The sequence below is a fragment of the Halomonas borealis genome (assembly GCF_004798905.1).
Lineage (GTDB): Bacteria > Pseudomonadota > Gammaproteobacteria > Pseudomonadales > Halomonadaceae > Halomonas > Halomonas borealis.
In genome coordinates this window covers 572,130-587,396 of sequence record NZ_SDMO01000001.1, presented here as the reverse complement: position 1 = coordinate 587,396, position 15,267 = coordinate 572,130, and the positions used below count along the sequence as shown (strand labels likewise).

General features: G+C 69.4%; 13 protein-coding genes. 6 read left to right on the top strand and 7 right to left on the bottom strand.

All coding sequences use genetic code 11. The features are described 5' to 3' along the window. Window positions 1-35: 35 nt before the first annotated feature. Window positions 36-857, bottom strand: coding sequence for a metal ABC transporter permease (locus tag ETC07_RS02810; protein WP_205742491.1), 822 nt, complete (start codon window positions 855-857; stop codon window positions 36-38). Then, window positions 854-1,570 (bottom strand): metal ABC transporter ATP-binding protein, encoded by a 717-nt coding sequence (locus ETC07_RS02805; protein ID WP_136246967.1) that lies wholly within the window; start codon window positions 1,568-1,570, stop codon window positions 854-856. Before ETC07_RS02805 ends, ETC07_RS02810 begins: the two co-directional genes overlap by 4 nt. A 157-nt stretch (window positions 1,571-1,727) precedes the next feature. Between ETC07_RS02805 and ETC07_RS02800 the strand changes: the two genes are divergently transcribed. After that, entirely contained in the window at window positions 1,728-2,657 is a 930-nt protein-coding gene (locus ETC07_RS02800) for a zinc ABC transporter substrate-binding protein (RefSeq protein ID WP_136246966.1), read from the top strand. A 103-nt stretch (window positions 2,658-2,760) separates the two neighbouring features. Here the strand turns inward: ETC07_RS02800 and nhaD are convergent, their stop codons facing one another. Beyond that, window positions 2,761-4,167, bottom strand: a complete 1,407-nt coding sequence (gene nhaD / locus ETC07_RS02795; protein ID WP_240724541.1) for a sodium:proton antiporter NhaD — start codon at window positions 4,165-4,167, stop codon at window positions 2,761-2,763. Window positions 4,168-4,687: 520 nt separating this feature from the next. Between nhaD and ETC07_RS02790 the strand changes: the two genes are divergently transcribed. The 5 genes from ETC07_RS02790 to ETC07_RS02770 all read left to right on the top strand — a co-directional run bounded on the left by ETC07_RS02790 (window position 4,688) and on the right by ETC07_RS02770 (window position 10,368). Next, window positions 4,688-6,142 (top strand): Na+/H+ antiporter NhaC family protein, encoded by a 1,455-nt coding sequence (locus ETC07_RS02790; protein ID WP_136246964.1) that lies wholly within the window; start codon window positions 4,688-4,690, stop codon window positions 6,140-6,142. A gap of 50 nt (window positions 6,143-6,192) precedes the next feature. Further along, on the top strand, window positions 6,193-7,260 hold the full coding sequence (locus ETC07_RS02785; protein WP_306462083.1) for a class II histone deacetylase: 1,068 nt from the start codon (window positions 6,193-6,195) through the stop codon (window positions 7,258-7,260). A gap of 52 nt (window positions 7,261-7,312) precedes the next feature. Beyond that, window positions 7,313-8,113, top strand: coding sequence for a helix-turn-helix transcriptional regulator (locus ETC07_RS02780; RefSeq protein WP_136246962.1), 801 nt, complete (start codon window positions 7,313-7,315; stop codon window positions 8,111-8,113). Window positions 8,114-8,204: 91 nt separating this feature from the next. After that, complete coding sequence (locus ETC07_RS02775; RefSeq protein ID WP_136246961.1) at window positions 8,205-9,167, top strand: YbgA family protein; 963 nt, start codon at window positions 8,205-8,207, stop codon at window positions 9,165-9,167. After that, entirely contained in the window at window positions 9,157-10,368 is a 1,212-nt protein-coding gene (locus ETC07_RS02770) for a methyltransferase (RefSeq protein ID WP_136246960.1), read from the top strand. The genes ETC07_RS02775 and ETC07_RS02770 overlap by 11 nt, the downstream gene beginning before the upstream one ends. Window positions 10,369-10,373: 5 nt before the next feature. Here the strand turns inward: ETC07_RS02770 and ETC07_RS02765 are convergent, their stop codons facing one another. From ETC07_RS02765 to ETC07_RS02750, 4 genes are all read right to left on the bottom strand, one after another. Next, window positions 10,374-10,811 (bottom strand): secondary thiamine-phosphate synthase enzyme YjbQ, encoded by a 438-nt coding sequence (locus tag ETC07_RS02765; RefSeq protein WP_136246959.1) that lies wholly within the window; start codon window positions 10,809-10,811, stop codon window positions 10,374-10,376. Window positions 10,812-10,880: 69 nt separating this feature from the next. Continuing rightward, window positions 10,881-12,026 carry an extracellular solute-binding protein gene (locus ETC07_RS02760; RefSeq protein WP_240724534.1) on the bottom strand — a complete coding sequence of 382 codons (1,146 nt, stop codon included), beginning with the start codon at window positions 12,024-12,026 and terminating at the stop codon, window positions 10,881-10,883. Then, the gene (locus tag ETC07_RS02755) at window positions 12,013-13,719 is read right to left on the bottom strand and encodes a chloride channel protein (RefSeq protein ID WP_136246958.1); all 1,707 of its coding nucleotides are present in this window, start codon (window positions 13,717-13,719) and stop codon (window positions 12,013-12,015) included. The genes ETC07_RS02760 and ETC07_RS02755 overlap by 14 nt, the downstream gene beginning before the upstream one ends. Before the next feature lie 142 nt (window positions 13,720-13,861). After that, window positions 13,862-15,259 (bottom strand): aminotransferase-like domain-containing protein, encoded by a 1,398-nt coding sequence (locus ETC07_RS02750; RefSeq protein WP_136246957.1) that lies wholly within the window; start codon window positions 15,257-15,259, stop codon window positions 13,862-13,864. Window positions 15,260-15,267 lie beyond the last annotated feature (8 nt).

The following is a 15,267-nucleotide window of genomic DNA, read 5'->3' as shown; positions in this document are numbered from 1 at the left end:
GCCATACGGTCTCAGGAGCCTCGCCGGGGCGAGCATCAGAGGCGGCTCGCGCGGGACTGGCCCCTGGCCTTGCGTCGCAGGCCGACCAGGTTGGCCGCCAGGAACAGCAGGGTGGCCAGGCAGACGATGGTGGGGCCGGTGGGCGTGTCCAGGTGATAGGCGGCGGCCAGCCCACCGTTGGCCGAGAACACGCCGATGGCCGCCGCGATCAGCGCCATGCGTTCCGGCGTTCGGCTGAACGGCCGGGCCGCGGCGGCAGGGATGACCAGCAGCGCGGCGATCAGCAGCACGCCCACCACCTTGATGGCCACCGCTACCACCATCGCCAGGCACAGGGTGAGTACCAGCTGCTCGCGCCTCGGGTCGAGGCCGGCGGCATGGGCCAGGTCAGGGTTCAGGGTGGCGGTCAGCAGGGCCGGCCAGCGCCGACAGATCAGGGCCAGCACCAGCAGGGCGCCGCCCCAGATGATGGCCAGGTCCGTTCGGCTCACCGCCAGGATATCGCCGACGAGATAGCCCATCAGGTCGAGACGCACGCCGGACACGAACGACACCGCGACCAGCCCGAAGGCCAGCGCCGAGTGGGCCATGACGCCCAGCAGCGTATCCATGGCATAGCCCCGGTTGCTGAGCAGCGACACGCTCAGGGCCATCAACAACGCGGCCGTCAACACGCCGGCGAACAGCGAGGTCGACAGTACCAGCGACAGGGCCACGCCGAGGATGGCGGCATGGGCGGTGGCATCGCCGAAGTAGGCCATGCGGCGCCAGACCACGAAGCAGCCGAGCGGGGCGGCCGCCAGGGCCACGCCGGTGCCACCCAGGGCGGCGCGTATCAGGAAATCGTCGAGGATCATGCCGAGGCCTCCGCGGGAAGGGAATGATGACGGTAGAAGCCCACCGCGTCATGTTCATCGATGCCCAGCAGGTCACGGTAGGCGGAAGAGTCGGCCACCGTTTCGGGGCTGCCCTGGCAACAGATGTGACCGTTGAGGCAGACCACGCGATCCGACGCCTGCATCACCGCATGCAGTTCGTGGCTGACCATCAGCACCGTGCACCCGAGGTCTCGCCGTACGCGTTCGATCTGTCGATAGAAGGCCGCGGTGGCGCGATGATCGAGCCCCTGGTTGGCCTCGTCGAGGATCAATAGCTGCGGGCGGCCGAGCAGGGCGCGTGCCAGCAGCACACGCTGGAACTGGCCACCCGACAGGCTGGCCATCTGCTGCTCGGCCAGGCCGTCGGCACCGGCCTGTTCGAGTGCCAGGCGCACGGCATCATGCGGGTATCGGCGCGGCAGCGCCATGAAGCGAGTCACGCTCATGGGCAGCGTGGGGTCGATATGCAGGTGCTGCGGCACATAGCCGATCGACAGTGTGGGCGCGCAGGTCATCTCGCCGCGCGTCGGCATCAGGGCGCCGATGATCACCCGCATCAGGGTGGTCTTGCCCGAACCGTTGGGGCCGACGACCGTCACGATCTCGCCTGCCGCCAGGGAGAGATCGATCCCCGTCAGGATGGGGTTGCCGCGCCGGGAGACATCGACGCCGTGTAGGCTGAGCAGTGGCATGGAGGTTCCTGGAAGAATGCGCCGCCGGCCGCCCGTGGTGCGCGTGTGTCAACGTATCGCGCGGGAGGGAGTGCCGAGGCAATGGTGACTATTTATGTTATGTTATAACATATTTAGCTTCGCCATAAGAGCCATCTATCCCCCCAGGAGGTTTGTCATGCCCCGTCGTACGCGCGCACTGTTGCTACTGTTATCCACTGTTTCCCTCCCCGCCGTCGCCGAGGTACCCCGGGTGGCGGTGGACATTCCGCCGGTGCACGCCCTGGCGGCCCAGGTCATGGGCGAGCTTGGCTCACCGGAGATGGTGATTCGGCCCGGCGCCTCGCCCCACGGCTACTCGATGCGTCCCTCCGAGGCCGAGAGCCTCGACCGGGCCGAGGTGGTGTTCTGGGTGGGGGCGGCGTTGACGCCCTGGCTCGAGGACTCGATCGCTACCCTGGCCGGCGATGCCCGGGCGGTCTCGTTGTTGGAGGCGCCCGCCCTCACGCGTCATGACGTCCGCGAGGGGGCCACCTTCGAGGCCCACGACCACGATCACGGTGCCGAGCATCATCATGCGCATCACGGTCTCGATCCCCATGCCTGGCTGGACCCGCGCAACGCCCAGGTCTGGCTTGAGAGCATGGCCGAGGCGCTGGCCGAGGCCGACCCGGAACACGCCGCGACCTATCGCGACAACGCCCGTCGCGGTCAGGCGGAGTTGGAGCGGCTGATCGGGGAGGTGCGCGAGCGCCTGGAGGCGGCCGGGGAGCCTCGCTTCATCGTCTTCCATGATGCCTACCAGTACTTCGAGCGGCGCTTCGATGTGCCGGCGGCCGGAGCCATTTCGTTGGGCAACGCCTCCGACCCGAGCCCGTCGCGGATTCGGGGCATCCAGCGGGAGGTCGCGGAGCTGGGCATCGACTGCGTCTTCTCAGAGCCCCAGTTCAATCCCGACCTGGTGCGCAGCGTGTTCGGCGGCATGGCCGTGGACACCTCGACGGTCATCGATCCTCTGGGCGTGGGCCATGAGCCCGGTCCCGACCTCTATGCCGGGGTCATCCGTGACCTGGCGGCGAGCGTGGCGCAGTGCGCGGAAACACGCTGAAGGCCGTGCGCCAGGCGGGCATGCAGCAGACACGCGCGCGGCGGGCCTCGGCCCGCCGCGCGTCAAGCATCGTCAAGGCCGGCCACCCAGGGCCGGCGCGCCTTCAATGGAAGACGTTGAAGCTCTCTGCATTGATCCACAGGTGCATCAGCACGCTGGCGACATAGCCGAGGGCAATGACCGGCGCCCAGCGCATGTGGGCGGCGAAGGTGTAGATACCGCGAGCCTGTCCCATCAGCGCCACCCCGGCGGCGGAGCCGACCGAGAGCAGGCTGCCGCCGACCCCGGCGGTGAGGGTGATCAGCAGCCAGTTGCCCATGGACATCTCGGGATCCATGGAAATCACCGCGAACATCACCGGGATGTTGTCGACCACCGCCGAGATCACGCCCAGCACCACGTTGGCCCAGGTCGGGTCCCAGCCGGCGTAGAGACTCTGCGAGAGCAGGCCCAGGTAGCCCATGAAGCCGAGGCCGCCGACGCTCATCACCACGCCATAGAAGAACAGCAGGGTGTCCCATTCGGAGCGGGCGATCCGCGTGAAGACATCGAACGGCACCACGCTGCCCAACGACTCGAGCTTGCGCCAGTCGCCGCGCTGGCTATAGCGGGTACGCTTGCGCTCCAACGAGCGCGGCAGGCTGCGGCGCAGGTAGTAGCCGAAGAACTGCAGGAAGCCGAGCCCGGTCATCATGCCAAGCGCCGGCGGCAGGTGCAGCACGGTGTGGCACAGCACCGAGATCACGATCGTCAGCAGGAACAGGCAGACGATGCGCCGCGCGCCACGCTTGAGCCAGATGTTCTCCTCGAGGGCGCTGGGCTTCTTGTTCTGGATGAACAGGCTCATCACGACGGCCGGCACCAGGTAGTTGACCAGCGACGGCCCCAGCAGCTCGAAGAACTCCTGGAACGCGACCAGCTTGGCCTGCCAGACCATCAGGGTGGTGATGTCGCCGAAGGGGCTGAAGGCGCCGCCGGCGTTGGAGGCCACCACGATATTGATGCAGCACAGGCTGATGAAGCGCTTGTCACCCTCGGCGACCTTGAGCACCACCGCGCACATCAGCATCGCGGTGGTCAGGTTGTTGGCGACCGTCGAGATCCAGAAGGCGAGGATGCCGGTGATCCAGAACAGGGCGCGATAGCTGAAGCCCTTCTCCACCATCCAGGCGCGCAGCTTGTCGAAGACGCGGCGCTCCTCCATGGCGTTGACATAGGTCATGGCGACCAGCAGGAACAGCAGCAGCTCGGTGTATTCCAGCAGGGTGGCCTTGAAGGCGTGCTCGGCGGCATCCGGCAAGCCTTCCTGGACATAGACCCAACCGATCAACGTCCAGATAAGGCCAGCCGCGACCAGCACGGGCTTCGACTTGCGCATGTGCAACTGCTCCTCGGCCATGACCAGGGCATAGGCGAGGATGAACAGCGTGACGGCGATGAAGCCGCTCAGCGAGTAGGTCAGGTTCAGCTCGCCGGCGCCGACGGCCAGCGCCTGAGGGCTGAACAACATCAGTGCGGCGAGCACGAGAAAACCTGGCCGCCGGGCGTGTTGCCGGAGCCAGTATTGCGAACGACATCTTGTCAGCATGACGAAGGCATCCCGAGGTAGGAGGGGGGAAGAAAGAGGGCGAAAAATCGTGCGAGATTTTACTACATCACCGGCCTGATCACTATGGACGCCGTGGTCGAATGAGATCTTTTGGCCTCAATGTACAGCGAGTAACGCAGGCATCGCGGCCACTCGACAGAGGCCGTCAGCCTGGACGAACTGGCTTAAGGAACCCTTAAGGATCGGGAAGCCTCGCCGACGGTGCGGTCGGGTAGCTATGCGCGGGGGGCTATGCCTGGGCGGCGATGACGACGGATGTGGGTTCCGGCGATCTGTCCTCTCGCCAGCCTATTCAGGGGCGAAGCCGTCGCGACGTTGGGAGTTTGGCCGTCGTCCTCGATTGTCCCCTTGGGGATATCGTGCCGCTCTGGGCGGCGGTGCTATCAATGCCCTGTCCACCAACAACAACAAGGGGATGGCAATGGATGAATCGACGCACTACCCACGCGCCCATGGCCTGGGGGGCGAACATCGGCTGCGCCGCGGCCTGGTGCTGCTGGCGGCCGTGGTGGCCGCGAGCCTGAGTGGCCATCTGCTGGTGGACGGCTCGACCTACGGCCTCTACGTGCTGCTGCCCACCCTGGTGGTGATCGGCATGGCGCTGCTCACGCGCCGCACCCTGGAGGCGCTGCTGGCGGGGTGTCTCAGCGGCTTTATGATCCTCTCGCCGACCACGGCGGTGCAGGACATGGCGGTGTCCGGCCTCGAGGTGATGCGGGATCCGACCATGGGTTGGATCATCCTGGTCTGCGGCCTGTTGGGCAGCTTGATCGGGCTGTTGCAGTTCGCCCGCGGCACCGAGGCCTTCAGCCTCAGCGCCGGTCGCTACCTCAAGGGGCGGCGCTCCGCCATGCTCGGCGCGACGGGCCTCGGGGTGCTGATCTTCATCGATGATTACCTGAACGCGATGACGGTCTCGGCGGCCATGAAGCGCCTGTTCGACCGCCTGGGCCTCTCGCGCTCAATGCTGGCCTATATCGTCGATTCCACGGCGGCGCCGATCTGCCTGCTGATTCCCTTTTCCACCTGGGCGATCTACCTGGCGGGGCTGCTGGAGAGCCACCAGCTGGCCGAGGCCGGCCAGGGATTCGGCTACTATCTCGGGCTGGTGCCCTACCTGATCTACCCCTGGGTGGCCCTGGCGCTGGTCCTGCTGGTGGCCTCGGGCATCGTTCCCGCGATCGGACGGATGAAGGCCGCCGAAGCCGGCGACGAGGCGCGCGATCATGAACGGGCGAGCGACGACGGCGAGTGCCAGACCGGTCGGCCGCCGCGGCTGGTTAACTTCGTGCTGCCGGTGGCCAGCCTGCTGCTGGCGACCTGGTGGTTCGATATCGATGCCTTGATCGGGGTCGGCTTCGCGCTGCTGGCCACCCTGGGGCTCTACATCGCTCAGGACATCGCACCGCTCGACCGGCTGTTCGACGAGCTGCTGGCGGGCTTCCAACAGATGCTGCTGCCGCTGGGCATCGTCTTCGCCGCCTTCATGCTGCAATCGGTCAACCAGAGCCTGGGGCTCACCGAGACCCTGGTCGCCTGGGTGGAACCGGTGATGCGTGGCAGCTGGCTGCCCGGGGTGACCTTCCTGTTGCTGGCCGCGCTGGCCTTCGCCACCGGCTCGTTCTGGGGCGTCTATGCCATCGCCTTTCCCATCGTCATTCCCATCGCCCAGGCGACCGATGCCTCCCTGCCGCTCACCCTGGGGGCGATGATTTCCGCCGGGGCCTTCGGCTCCCATGCCTGCTTCTTCGGCGACTCCACGGTGCTCAGCGCGCGTGGCTGCGGCATCTCGCCGATCCAGCATGCCCTGACCCAACTCCCCTATGTGCTGCTGGCGGCGCTGATCAGTGCCCTGGCCTATTTCCTGCTGGCCTGAATGAGGACGAGACGATGCGTCGTACCGGTTTTGCGTTTCACGAACACTGCATGTGGCATGACGGTGGGCCCTGTTCGGTCTTTCCCGCCCCCGGCGGACACGTCCAGCCGGCGGGCGCCGCCGAGCACCCCGAGACCAAGCGTCGGCTGCGTAACCTGGTGGAGATGACCGGCCTGGTCGACGAGCTGGTGTCCCTGAAGGGCGCGCCGGCCGAGGAGGCCGACCTGCGGCGTTTCCACACCCGCGACTACCTGGCGCGGCTCGCCGAGATGAGCGAGCTCGGTCACGGCGAGGCCGGCGAGTGCGCGCCGGTGGGCCGCGACAGCTATGCGATCGCGCGGCGCTCCGCCGGCCAGGCGATCGCGGCCATGGAGGCGGTGCTGCGCGGGGACTGCGACAACGCCTACGCGCTGTGCCGCCCGCCGGGCCACCATGCCGAGCCCGACCGTGGGCGAGGCTTCTGCCTGCTGGGCAACATCCCGGTGGCGGTCAAGGCCATGCAGGCACGGCATGGCCTGGGTCGCGTGGCGGTGATCGACTGGGACGTCCATCACGGCAACGGCACCCAGCGGGCGTTCTGGGACAGCGACGAGGTGCTGACCCTGTCGCTGCACCACGACAACAACTACCCGCTGGGCAGCGGTTCCCTGGAGGAACGGGGCGAGGGCGCCGGGTACGGCTACAACCTCAACGTGCCGCTGCCGGCCGGGAGCGGGATCGGTGCCTATCTGGCCTGCATGGAGCGGGTGGTGCTGCCGGCGCTGGAACGCTTCCGGCCCGAGCTGATCGTGGTGGCCTGCGGCTATGACGCCGCGGCGCTGGACCCGCTGGGCTGCATGCTGCTCGACAGCACCACCTTCGGGCGCATGACACGGATGCTGGTGGACGCCGCCGGCGACCTTTGCGGAGGGCGCCTGGTGATGGTCCACGAAGGCGGCTATTCCCAGGGCTATGTCCCGTTCTGCGGCCACGCGGTGATCCAGGCGTTGGCGGACAGCACCATCGCCGCCGAGGATCCGGCCGCGGCGGAGATCGCCCAGTGGGGGCAGCAGTCCCTGCAGCCGCACCAGGCGGCGTTGATCGAGCGGGCCGCTGCCATGCTCGAGGAGATCGGTTAGGCTGGAAGCCTGTCGGCGGTGACGCCGACCCACTACCCATGAGGGAACGACAATGGCCCCGGCCGCCTGCGATACCCGAGCTCCCGCCAGCCTGGCCCCGGTGGCCCGGCTGGCGGATCAGGTGCGCTCGCCCGAGTTCCTGGAGGGGCTCGGCAAGGCGCTGGAAGCTTACTTCCCCGATATCAGTCACGCGGTCTTCCACTTTCCCCGTGGCGGGCGACCCACGGTGCTGGCCGACAACTTGTCCGCCGAGCTGGAGCGGCGCGTGCTGGTGCCCTACGTCGAACGCATGTACCTGCTCGATCCCTTCTATCGCCACTGGCAGACGACGCCGCAGGCCGGGCTCTGGACCCTGGACGAGCTGGCCCCGGCCGGTTTTCGCCACAGTGACTACTTCGCCACCTACTACCGCGACCTCGGCCTCTACGATGAGGCCACGGCCTTCTTCCCGCTGGGGCAGGGCGAATGCCTGTCGCTGTCCTTCGGCTTCTATCGCCGACATCACGCCACCGGCCAGGTCGAGCTCATGGCCACCCTAGCGTATCTGTTTCCGCTGCTGGAGGCGTTGATTCGTCAGTTCTGGCTCGCTAGCAGCCTGCACCTGCCGGCGCCCCACGAGTCGCCGACGCTGCTCGAAAGCTTCGGGCAGGACTGCCTCAGCGAACGCGAGCGCCAGGTCGCCTGGCTGATCCTGCGTGGCCATACCGGGCCGGAAATGGCCAGGGAACTGGGGATCACCCATGGCACCCTGAAGAACCATCGCAAGCGGCTCTATGCCAAGCTCAACATCGGCAGCCAGGCCGAACTGTTCCGCCAGTTCATGCTCTTCCAGCATCGTGAGACGCGCGCCTGAGCGTGGCCGCCCCATCTCGCGAGCGTCGCCGTACGGCGTTATCCTGTGCTCATCACTTGATGCATCCATTTCAGGGTCGAGGAACCTCGCCATGACGTCGCAGCCGCAAGAGGGGATCCCGGTCGGTATCAGCGCCTGCCTGACCGGCCAGGAAGTGCGCTACAACGGCGGCCACAAGCGCTCGCGCTACTGCCTTCAGGTGCTCTCGGAGCGCTTCGCGCTCGAGCCCTTCTGCCCCGAGCTGGCCGCGGGCCTGGGCGTGCCTCGCGAGCCGATCCGCCTGGTCGGCAAGGCCGGCGAGACGCCTCGTCTCAAGGGCAGCGTCGATGAGTCGCTGGATGTCACCGAGCGCCTGGAGGAGGTGAGCGAGACCTTCGGCGAGGCGCATCGCCACCTGCGCGGCTTCATCCTGATGAAGGGCTCGCCCAGCTGCGGGCTCGAACGGGTCAAGGTCTACCATCCCAACGGCATGCCCAGCCATGCCGACTCCGGCGCCTTCGTGCGCATCCTGCGCCGGGCCTTGCCGGAGCTGCCGCTGGAGGAAGAGGCGCGGCTCAACGACCCGGTGCTGCGCGAGAACTTCATCACCCGTGTCTATGCGCTCGACGACTGGAAGCGCAACGTCGAGCCCGACCCCAGCCACCATGCCCTGCTGCAGTTCCACAGCCGCCAGAAGTTCCTGCTGATGGCGCACCGGGTCGAGACCTACCGTGAACTGGGCCGCTACCTGGGGGAGGCGCATCGGGTGCCGCTGGATGAGGCCATGGCTCACTACCTGCAAGGCTTCATGGCGGCGCTGTCGCGGCCGGCCACGCGCAAGTCGCACAGCAACGCGCTGATGCACGTGATGGGCTATCTCAAGCACGCGCTGGACGGCGAGACTCGCCAGGACCTGCTGGCCGCGGTGGAGGAATATCGCCTTCAGCAGGTGCCGCTGGCGGTCCCCATGCGCCTGCTCAATCACTACCTCAAGCGCCATGGCTCCGCGTATATTCGCGCCCAATCCTATCTCGACCCGCACCCCTATGAGCTAGGGCTGCGCAATGCCATCTGAGCCGACCCTGGCGGCCCGCTTCACGACGCTGACCCGGCAGTTGGCGGAAGGGCAGGGGCTGTGGCGCCCGTTGCCCTTCCAGCGGCGTGGCGCTCCCTGGGGCGATGCCGCCCCAGGGCTCGCCGAGGCGCTGCTGGCGCTGCCCGATGACGCGGCGGCGCGGCTTCAGGATGCCCCCTTCGAGGATTCGCCGCTTTCCGCCTGGCTGCCGGTGGCCGAGCTGGCCGCGGCCGTCGACCTGCCCAGGCTCGCCACCGGCGGCGTCGAGCTGCCCGCGGCCTGGGGCGAGGGCATCGGCGCGCGCAAGTGGCGCCAGATCCAGGCCTTCGCCGGCTGCGTGCCCCGGGTGCATGAGGAACACCTCGTGGAATGGTGCGCGGGCAAGGGACACCTCTCGCGGACCCTGGCCCGTTGGCACGGCCGAGCGGTCAGCGGCCTGGAATGGCAGGCCTCGCTGTGCGAGTCGGGCCAGGCGCTGGCCGACGGTCAGGCTCAGCCGGTGCGGCTGCATCGCCAGGATGTGCTGGCCGACGATGCCGCTGAATGGCTGGCGCCGGGGCGCCGGGTGGCCGCGCTGCATGCCTGCGGCGATTTGCACGGCCGCCTGCTCGAGCTGGCCGCCGCCAGCGGGGCGGCGGTCACGCTTGCCCCTTGCTGTTACCAGCGTACCGCGGCCGACGAGTATCACGCGCTGTCGCGGCGCGGACGCTCGCTGATGGCCGAGCATGGGCTGGAGTTGACCCGCGAGGACCTGTCCATGGCGGTGCAGGAAACGGTGACCGCGCCGCCGGGCGTGCGCCGCCATCGACGTCGCGCCAACGCCTGGCGGCTCGGCTTCGACCGCCTGCAACGCGAAGTGCGCGGCCACGATGAATACCTGCCGGTGCCGAGCCTCGCCTACGGCCGGCTGCCTGCCGACTTCGCCGGGTTCTGCCGCTGGGCGGCCGAGCGCAAGGCGGTCGCGCTACCGGCCGACGTGGACTGGCTCGCCTGGGAGGCCGAAGGCTGGCGGCGCCAGGCCGAGGTCACGCGCCTCGAGCTGGTGCGCCACCTGTACCGGCGCCCGCTGGAGGTGTGGCTAGCACTGGACCGCGCCTGGCGGCTGGTGGAGGCCGGCCAGCGCGTGCGCCTGGGCACCTTCTGTGACCGCGAGCTGACCCCGCGCAACCTGCTGATCGAGACGCTGCCGGCCTCGGGGTGAGGGCGTCAAAGGCCCTCGCGGCGGCGCCCGTTCAGGGTGGCCATGAGTCGCCGGCCGCCGCCCTGTTCACGATGCTCGCCGAGCCACAGGCCTTGCCAGGTGCCGAGCGCCAGGCGGCCGTCACGCACCGCCAGGGTCAGCTGGGTGCCGAGCAGGCTGGCCGCCACATGGGCGGGCATATCGTCCGGTCCCTCCAGGGTATGCCGGAAATAGGGCAGATCGCCGGGCACCAGGTCGCGCAGGAAGGCATCCAGATCGTGTCGCACGTCCGGGTCGGCGTCCTCGTTGAGGGTCAGTGAGGCCGAAGTATGCAGTAGCTGCAGGTGCAGCAGCCCCACCTCGAGCGCTGGAAGGCCGGGCAGGGCGCCGCTGACCTCGTCGGTGATCGAGTGAAAGCCCCGCTCGCGAGGGGCGAGGCGGATTTCCTGCTGGTCCCAGAACATGCGGGTCTCCCTTGACGTGGCGGGCGCTCAGGATAGGCGAGGACGGCGCGTGGCAACACCCCGGGGGCCTCAGGGCGCGTCTGGTAAGGGCTCCTCGGCGAGCAGTGCGCCACGGAAGAGCTCTCCGATGCGCGCGTGGGTCTGCGCGTACCAGCCTTCGTCCTTGGTCACAGCGCCCCGGGCATTGAGCGGGTGGGTGGGGATATGCAGGCGCATGTCGACACCGCTGTCGGCGTGGGTGGTGATGCGCTCGGTGGCGCTGTGGCGTGAGGGGCCATAGGGGATGTGGCGGGTCAGCGCCGCCTGGCGTTCGGTGGCGGTGGCGAAGCGGATGAAGCGGCGCGCCGCCTCGGGGTGAGCGGCGTGGCGCGGGATCGCCCACACCTCGTGCTCCTGTACCTGGCCATCCCAGAGGATGGCGATCGGTGCGTCGCGGTTGACCATGGCATCGAAGAAGCGTCCGTTGTAGCCCGAGGCCATCGTCACCTCGCCGTCGACCAGCCATTCGACCGGCGTGTTGCCGGCCTCCCACCAGCGCAGGTTTTCCAGGCTAGCCAGCCGCGCGAGCGCCAGCGACAGGCCGCGCCGGGTGCTGAGCAACCGATACAGCTCCTCGCGGGGCACGTCGTAGGCGAGCAGCGCCCATTCGAGGTTCACCGAGGGAGTGCGTTGCAGGGCCCGGGGGCCGGGGAAGCGGCGCTGGTCGAAGAGGTCGGCGATCTCGGTGGGGCGCCGCCCGGGGAAGGCGTCGGTGCGATAGGCCACCACGGTGGCGAACACCGAGTGGGTCAGGCTGCATGCCCCGAAGGCGCCCTCGAGGAAGTCGCGCCCGGCGGGCGTGCCATCCGGCGCCGGGGCGGCAAGGTCCTCCGGCAGCGGCTCGAGCAGGCCCTCCTGGCAGGCCGCCATGGCTTCGCTGCGGGTCATGTCGATCACATCCCAGGGCACGCTTCCCGCTTGCACCGCGCGGCGCAACGCCGCCAGGCCGCCGTTGTAGCGCTCGACCGTGACCGCAAGGCCGCTGGCCTCACTGAAGGGGGCGAACAGCGCGCGGCGCTGAGCCCGCTCGTAGGCGCCGCCCCAGCTCAGCACCGTCAGCGATTCGGCGGCCGGTGTGGCGAGTGGCTCGGCCTCGAGCATGCCTGGCACACCGGCCCCGAGGGCCAGCGCCAGCAGCAGGGCCCGCCATCCTCGTCCTCGCTCAACCCGTGCCATGTTCCTCCCGTCGCAGTTCGTCGCTGTAGCGCAGGAAGGCCCGGGCGATGCTGGCCTCGAACACCACGCCGAGGAACCTGTCCTGTTCGTCGACGATGGCGATGGCCTCGCCGGTGACCTCCTGTAGCCGGCGCATGGCGCTCCATATCGAGGCCTCGGGCCCCAGCACCGGACGCGGTGTGGTCGGGCACTCGGCCAGCGTGGCCTCGCCTCGGCCGTCCTCCTGCATCACCGCCAGGTCGGCCAGGGTGAGGCTGCCCCGGTAGCGCCCCGCACCATCCACCAGATAGGCCTCGCCGTGGCCCGCCTGACCCAGCGCGTGGATGGCCGCATTGATCGATAGTTCAGGGGCCAGGGTCACGCCTTCGTCGCTCAGCAGCTCGGCGAGCCGCGCGTCTTCCAGCACCGCCCGGCTGCGCCCCGAGGACAGGTCCAGGCCGCGGGACGTCAGCTGGATATCGAACAGCGAGCGGCCGAACAACTGGGCGGCGATGGGGCTCGCCAGGGTCACGCTGGCCAGCGCCGCGGTGGTCAGGGCATAGCTGCCGGTGAGCTCGAAGACGATCAGCAGGCTGGTCAGCGGCGCGCCGATGACCGGGGCGGTGACCGCCACCATGCCGCAGATGGCATAGAACACGAAGGTGTCCTGGGCGCCACCGGCCATGCCGACCAGGGTGCCGCACAGTGCGCCGAAGAGGGTGCCGATCACCAGCGCCGGGCTGAACACGCCGCCGCCGAAGCCCATGCCCAGGCACAGCGCCGTGGCGGCCAGCTTGAGCCCCATCACCGTCGCCAGCTCGACGCTACCGAAGGCGCCGGCGATGGTGGCGAAACGCAGCGTCTCCTGGCCCATGCCGAGGATATCGGGCACCCACAGGGCGGTCACGCCGAGCAGCGCCCCGGCCAACGCCGGGCGCAGCGGGGCGGCCAGTGGCAGCCGGCTGGCCAGCCTCCCCACGCCGAGGATGGCGTGCATGTAGCCGCCGGCCACCAGCGCGCCTAGCCCGCCGATGGCCAGGAAGGCGGCGAACTCCCAGGGGCGGGGAATGGCCGGGTCGACGACATGGAACAGCGCGCCGCGTTCCAGCACCTGGGCGGCGATCACGTGGCCCACCAGGGCGGCGGCGGCGACCGGGGCGAAGGCGCGCAGCGCGTAGTGGCGCAGCACCACCTCGTGGGCGAAGACGATGCCGGCCAGCGGTGCGTTGAAGGCGGTGGCGATGGCCGCCGCCACGCCGCAGGCGATGGTGATGTTGTCATCGGAGCGGCCCAGCCTCAGCAGCCGAGCGCCCGCCGAACCGAGGCTCGCGCCCATGTGCACCAGCGGGCCGTACTGTCCCACCGAGGCGCCGGCGCCCAGCGATACCAGGCCGGAGAGGGCGGAGAGCGACCCGGCTCGGGAGGGTAGCCGGCCACGCCGGGTCTGCACGGCGGCGATGGCATCGGTGGGGGTGTGGGGGCGGCCCTCGGGAATCGCGCGGTGCAGTTGCCCGACGATCAGCCCGCCGAGGCTCGGCACCAGCACCGTGGCCAACGCCAGCCATTCGGGGTGGGCGAACATCATGCGCCCGCGCGGCGAGATCAGCAGCAGGTCGTTGAGCCACACCACCGCCGCGACGAAGCCCACCGCGGCGAGTGCCGCCAGGCCGCCGATCACGCCGCCCAGCGCCACCAGCCCCAAAAAGCGCAGCACGCCCCGTGCCCCGCGGCCCTCGACTCTCCCTGCATCCGGCATGCCCATGTAGAAGGTGTAGGCGCTGGGCGGCGCATGGTCCAGCCGGGAGAGGGTGTCGGCTCGAGAGGGTTGTGCCCTGGTTGGCTGGTGTCGAGCGCCGCTAGAGCGTTTGCCAGGGTGAGGTCGGGGCCTCTGACAGCGTCTCGTCGACGATCGACAGTGCCCGGGCCAGTGCCTCGCGGCTGGCGGGTGGCCCCAGGCACAAACGCAGCGCCTGGGGTGCCGGCTCGCTGCCCATGCAGAACGGCTCGGGGGTGGGTACCTTGACCCCACGCCGGGCCAGCAGCGCCTGCATCTCGCTGCTGCGACGGCCCGTCGGCAGCGGCAGCCAGATCAGCGACGAGCCCTCCTGGCTCAGCGGCGCGTAGGCGGCCAGGCGTTCCAGCGCCAAGCGGCGGCGGGCGGCGAGTTCATCGATCTGCCAGCGCAGCAGCTCGCGGCCGTCGGGGTCCTCCATCCAGCGGCACGCCGCTTCCACCATCAGTGGCGGCACCATCCAGCTCTGGGCTCGGATCGCCGTGCCCAGCCGCTCCAGCAGACGCTCCGGCGCCGTGAGGCTACCGATGCGCAACCCGGCAGCCAGCACCTTGGAGGTGCTGAAGATGTGCAGGGTGCGCTCCGGGGCCAGTTCGACCAGCGGCGTACCGCGGTTGGCCTGGGGCAGGTACTGCACGGCGTCCTCGATCAGCCAGATATCATGCTCGCGGGCCAGGGCCACCAGGCGCTCGCGGCGGGCCTCGCCGAGGCGCGCCCCGGTGGGGTTGTTGAGGTCCGGCGTGGTATAGAGCACGCGTGGCGGCTGACGAGCACAGAGCCGGGCCAGGGCGTCGACGTCCAGGCCGCCTTCGTCCATCGGTATCGCCGCCGGGCGCAGGTGGGCCTGCTGGGCGGCGCGGATGAAACCGGGGTAGGTGAGGGCATCGGCGGCCACCAGATCACCGGGCTGGGTGAGTACCTGAAGGGCCAGCTGGATGCCGTGCTGGCCGCCCTGGGTGACCACCAGGCGGTCGGGATCGTCGGGCAGCCCGAGTCCGCCCTGCCAGGCGGCGATGCGCGCCCGCTGGGCCTCGCTGCCCGCTTCGGGCTGATAGTCGGTGGCGGCCCGCAGCGCTTCCGGCGAGTCGGTGATGGCCTCGAGCGCGCGCTTGAGCCCCTGGGCGCGCAGTGGGTGGGGTGGCGGCAGGCTCATGCCCAGTTCGATCATGCCTCGATCGAGGGGCTGGCCGGCGCGGAAGCTGGTGGTGTCTTCCTCCTCGGCCGAGCGGCGCACATAGGTGCCGCTGCCGACCCGCGACTCTACCCAGCCGTGGCGCTGGGCCTCGGCATAGGCGCGGGTGATGGTGCCGACGGTGACGCCCAGGCGGTCGGCCAACTGGCGTTGGGGCGGCAGCTTCTCCCCCGAGGCGAGGTCGCCGCGGCCGATCGCCTCGGCCAGGGCCTCGGCGATGCGCCGATAGCGCGGGCCGCCGTCGTCGAGTTCGGGAGTCCAGATTGTCATGGTGACAA

Excerpts from the sequence above, each read along its gene's own strand:
- ETC07_RS02810 (WP_205742491.1), bottom strand. The coding sequence starts at position 857 with ATGATCCTCGACGATTTCCTGATACGCGCCGCCCTGGGTGGCACCGGC.
- ETC07_RS02805 (WP_136246967.1), bottom strand. The coding sequence starts at position 1,570 with ATGCCACTGCTCAGCCTACACGGCGTCGATGTCTCCCGGCGCGGCAAC.
- ETC07_RS02800 (WP_136246966.1), top strand. The coding sequence starts at position 1,728 with ATGCCCCGTCGTACGCGCGCACTGTTGCTACTGTTATCCACTGTTTCC.
- nhaD (WP_240724541.1), bottom strand. The coding sequence starts at position 4,167 with ATGTTGTTCAGCCCTCAGGCGCTGGCCGTCGGCGCCGGCGAGCTGAAC.
- ETC07_RS02790 (WP_136246964.1), top strand. The coding sequence starts at position 4,688 with ATGGATGAATCGACGCACTACCCACGCGCCCATGGCCTGGGGGGCGAA.
- ETC07_RS02785 (WP_306462083.1), top strand. The coding sequence starts at position 6,193 with ATGTGGCATGACGGTGGGCCCTGTTCGGTCTTTCCCGCCCCCGGCGGA.
- ETC07_RS02780 (WP_136246962.1), top strand. The coding sequence starts at position 7,313 with ATGGCCCCGGCCGCCTGCGATACCCGAGCTCCCGCCAGCCTGGCCCCG.
- ETC07_RS02775 (WP_136246961.1), top strand. The coding sequence starts at position 8,205 with ATGACGTCGCAGCCGCAAGAGGGGATCCCGGTCGGTATCAGCGCCTGC.
- ETC07_RS02770 (WP_136246960.1), top strand. The coding sequence starts at position 9,157 with ATGCCATCTGAGCCGACCCTGGCGGCCCGCTTCACGACGCTGACCCGG.
- ETC07_RS02765 (WP_136246959.1), bottom strand. The coding sequence starts at position 10,811 with ATGTTCTGGGACCAGCAGGAAATCCGCCTCGCCCCTCGCGAGCGGGGC.
- ETC07_RS02760 (WP_240724534.1), bottom strand. The coding sequence starts at position 12,026 with ATGGCACGGGTTGAGCGAGGACGAGGATGGCGGGCCCTGCTGCTGGCG.
- ETC07_RS02750 (WP_136246957.1), bottom strand. The coding sequence starts at position 15,259 with ATGACAATCTGGACTCCCGAACTCGACGACGGCGGCCCGCGCTATCGG.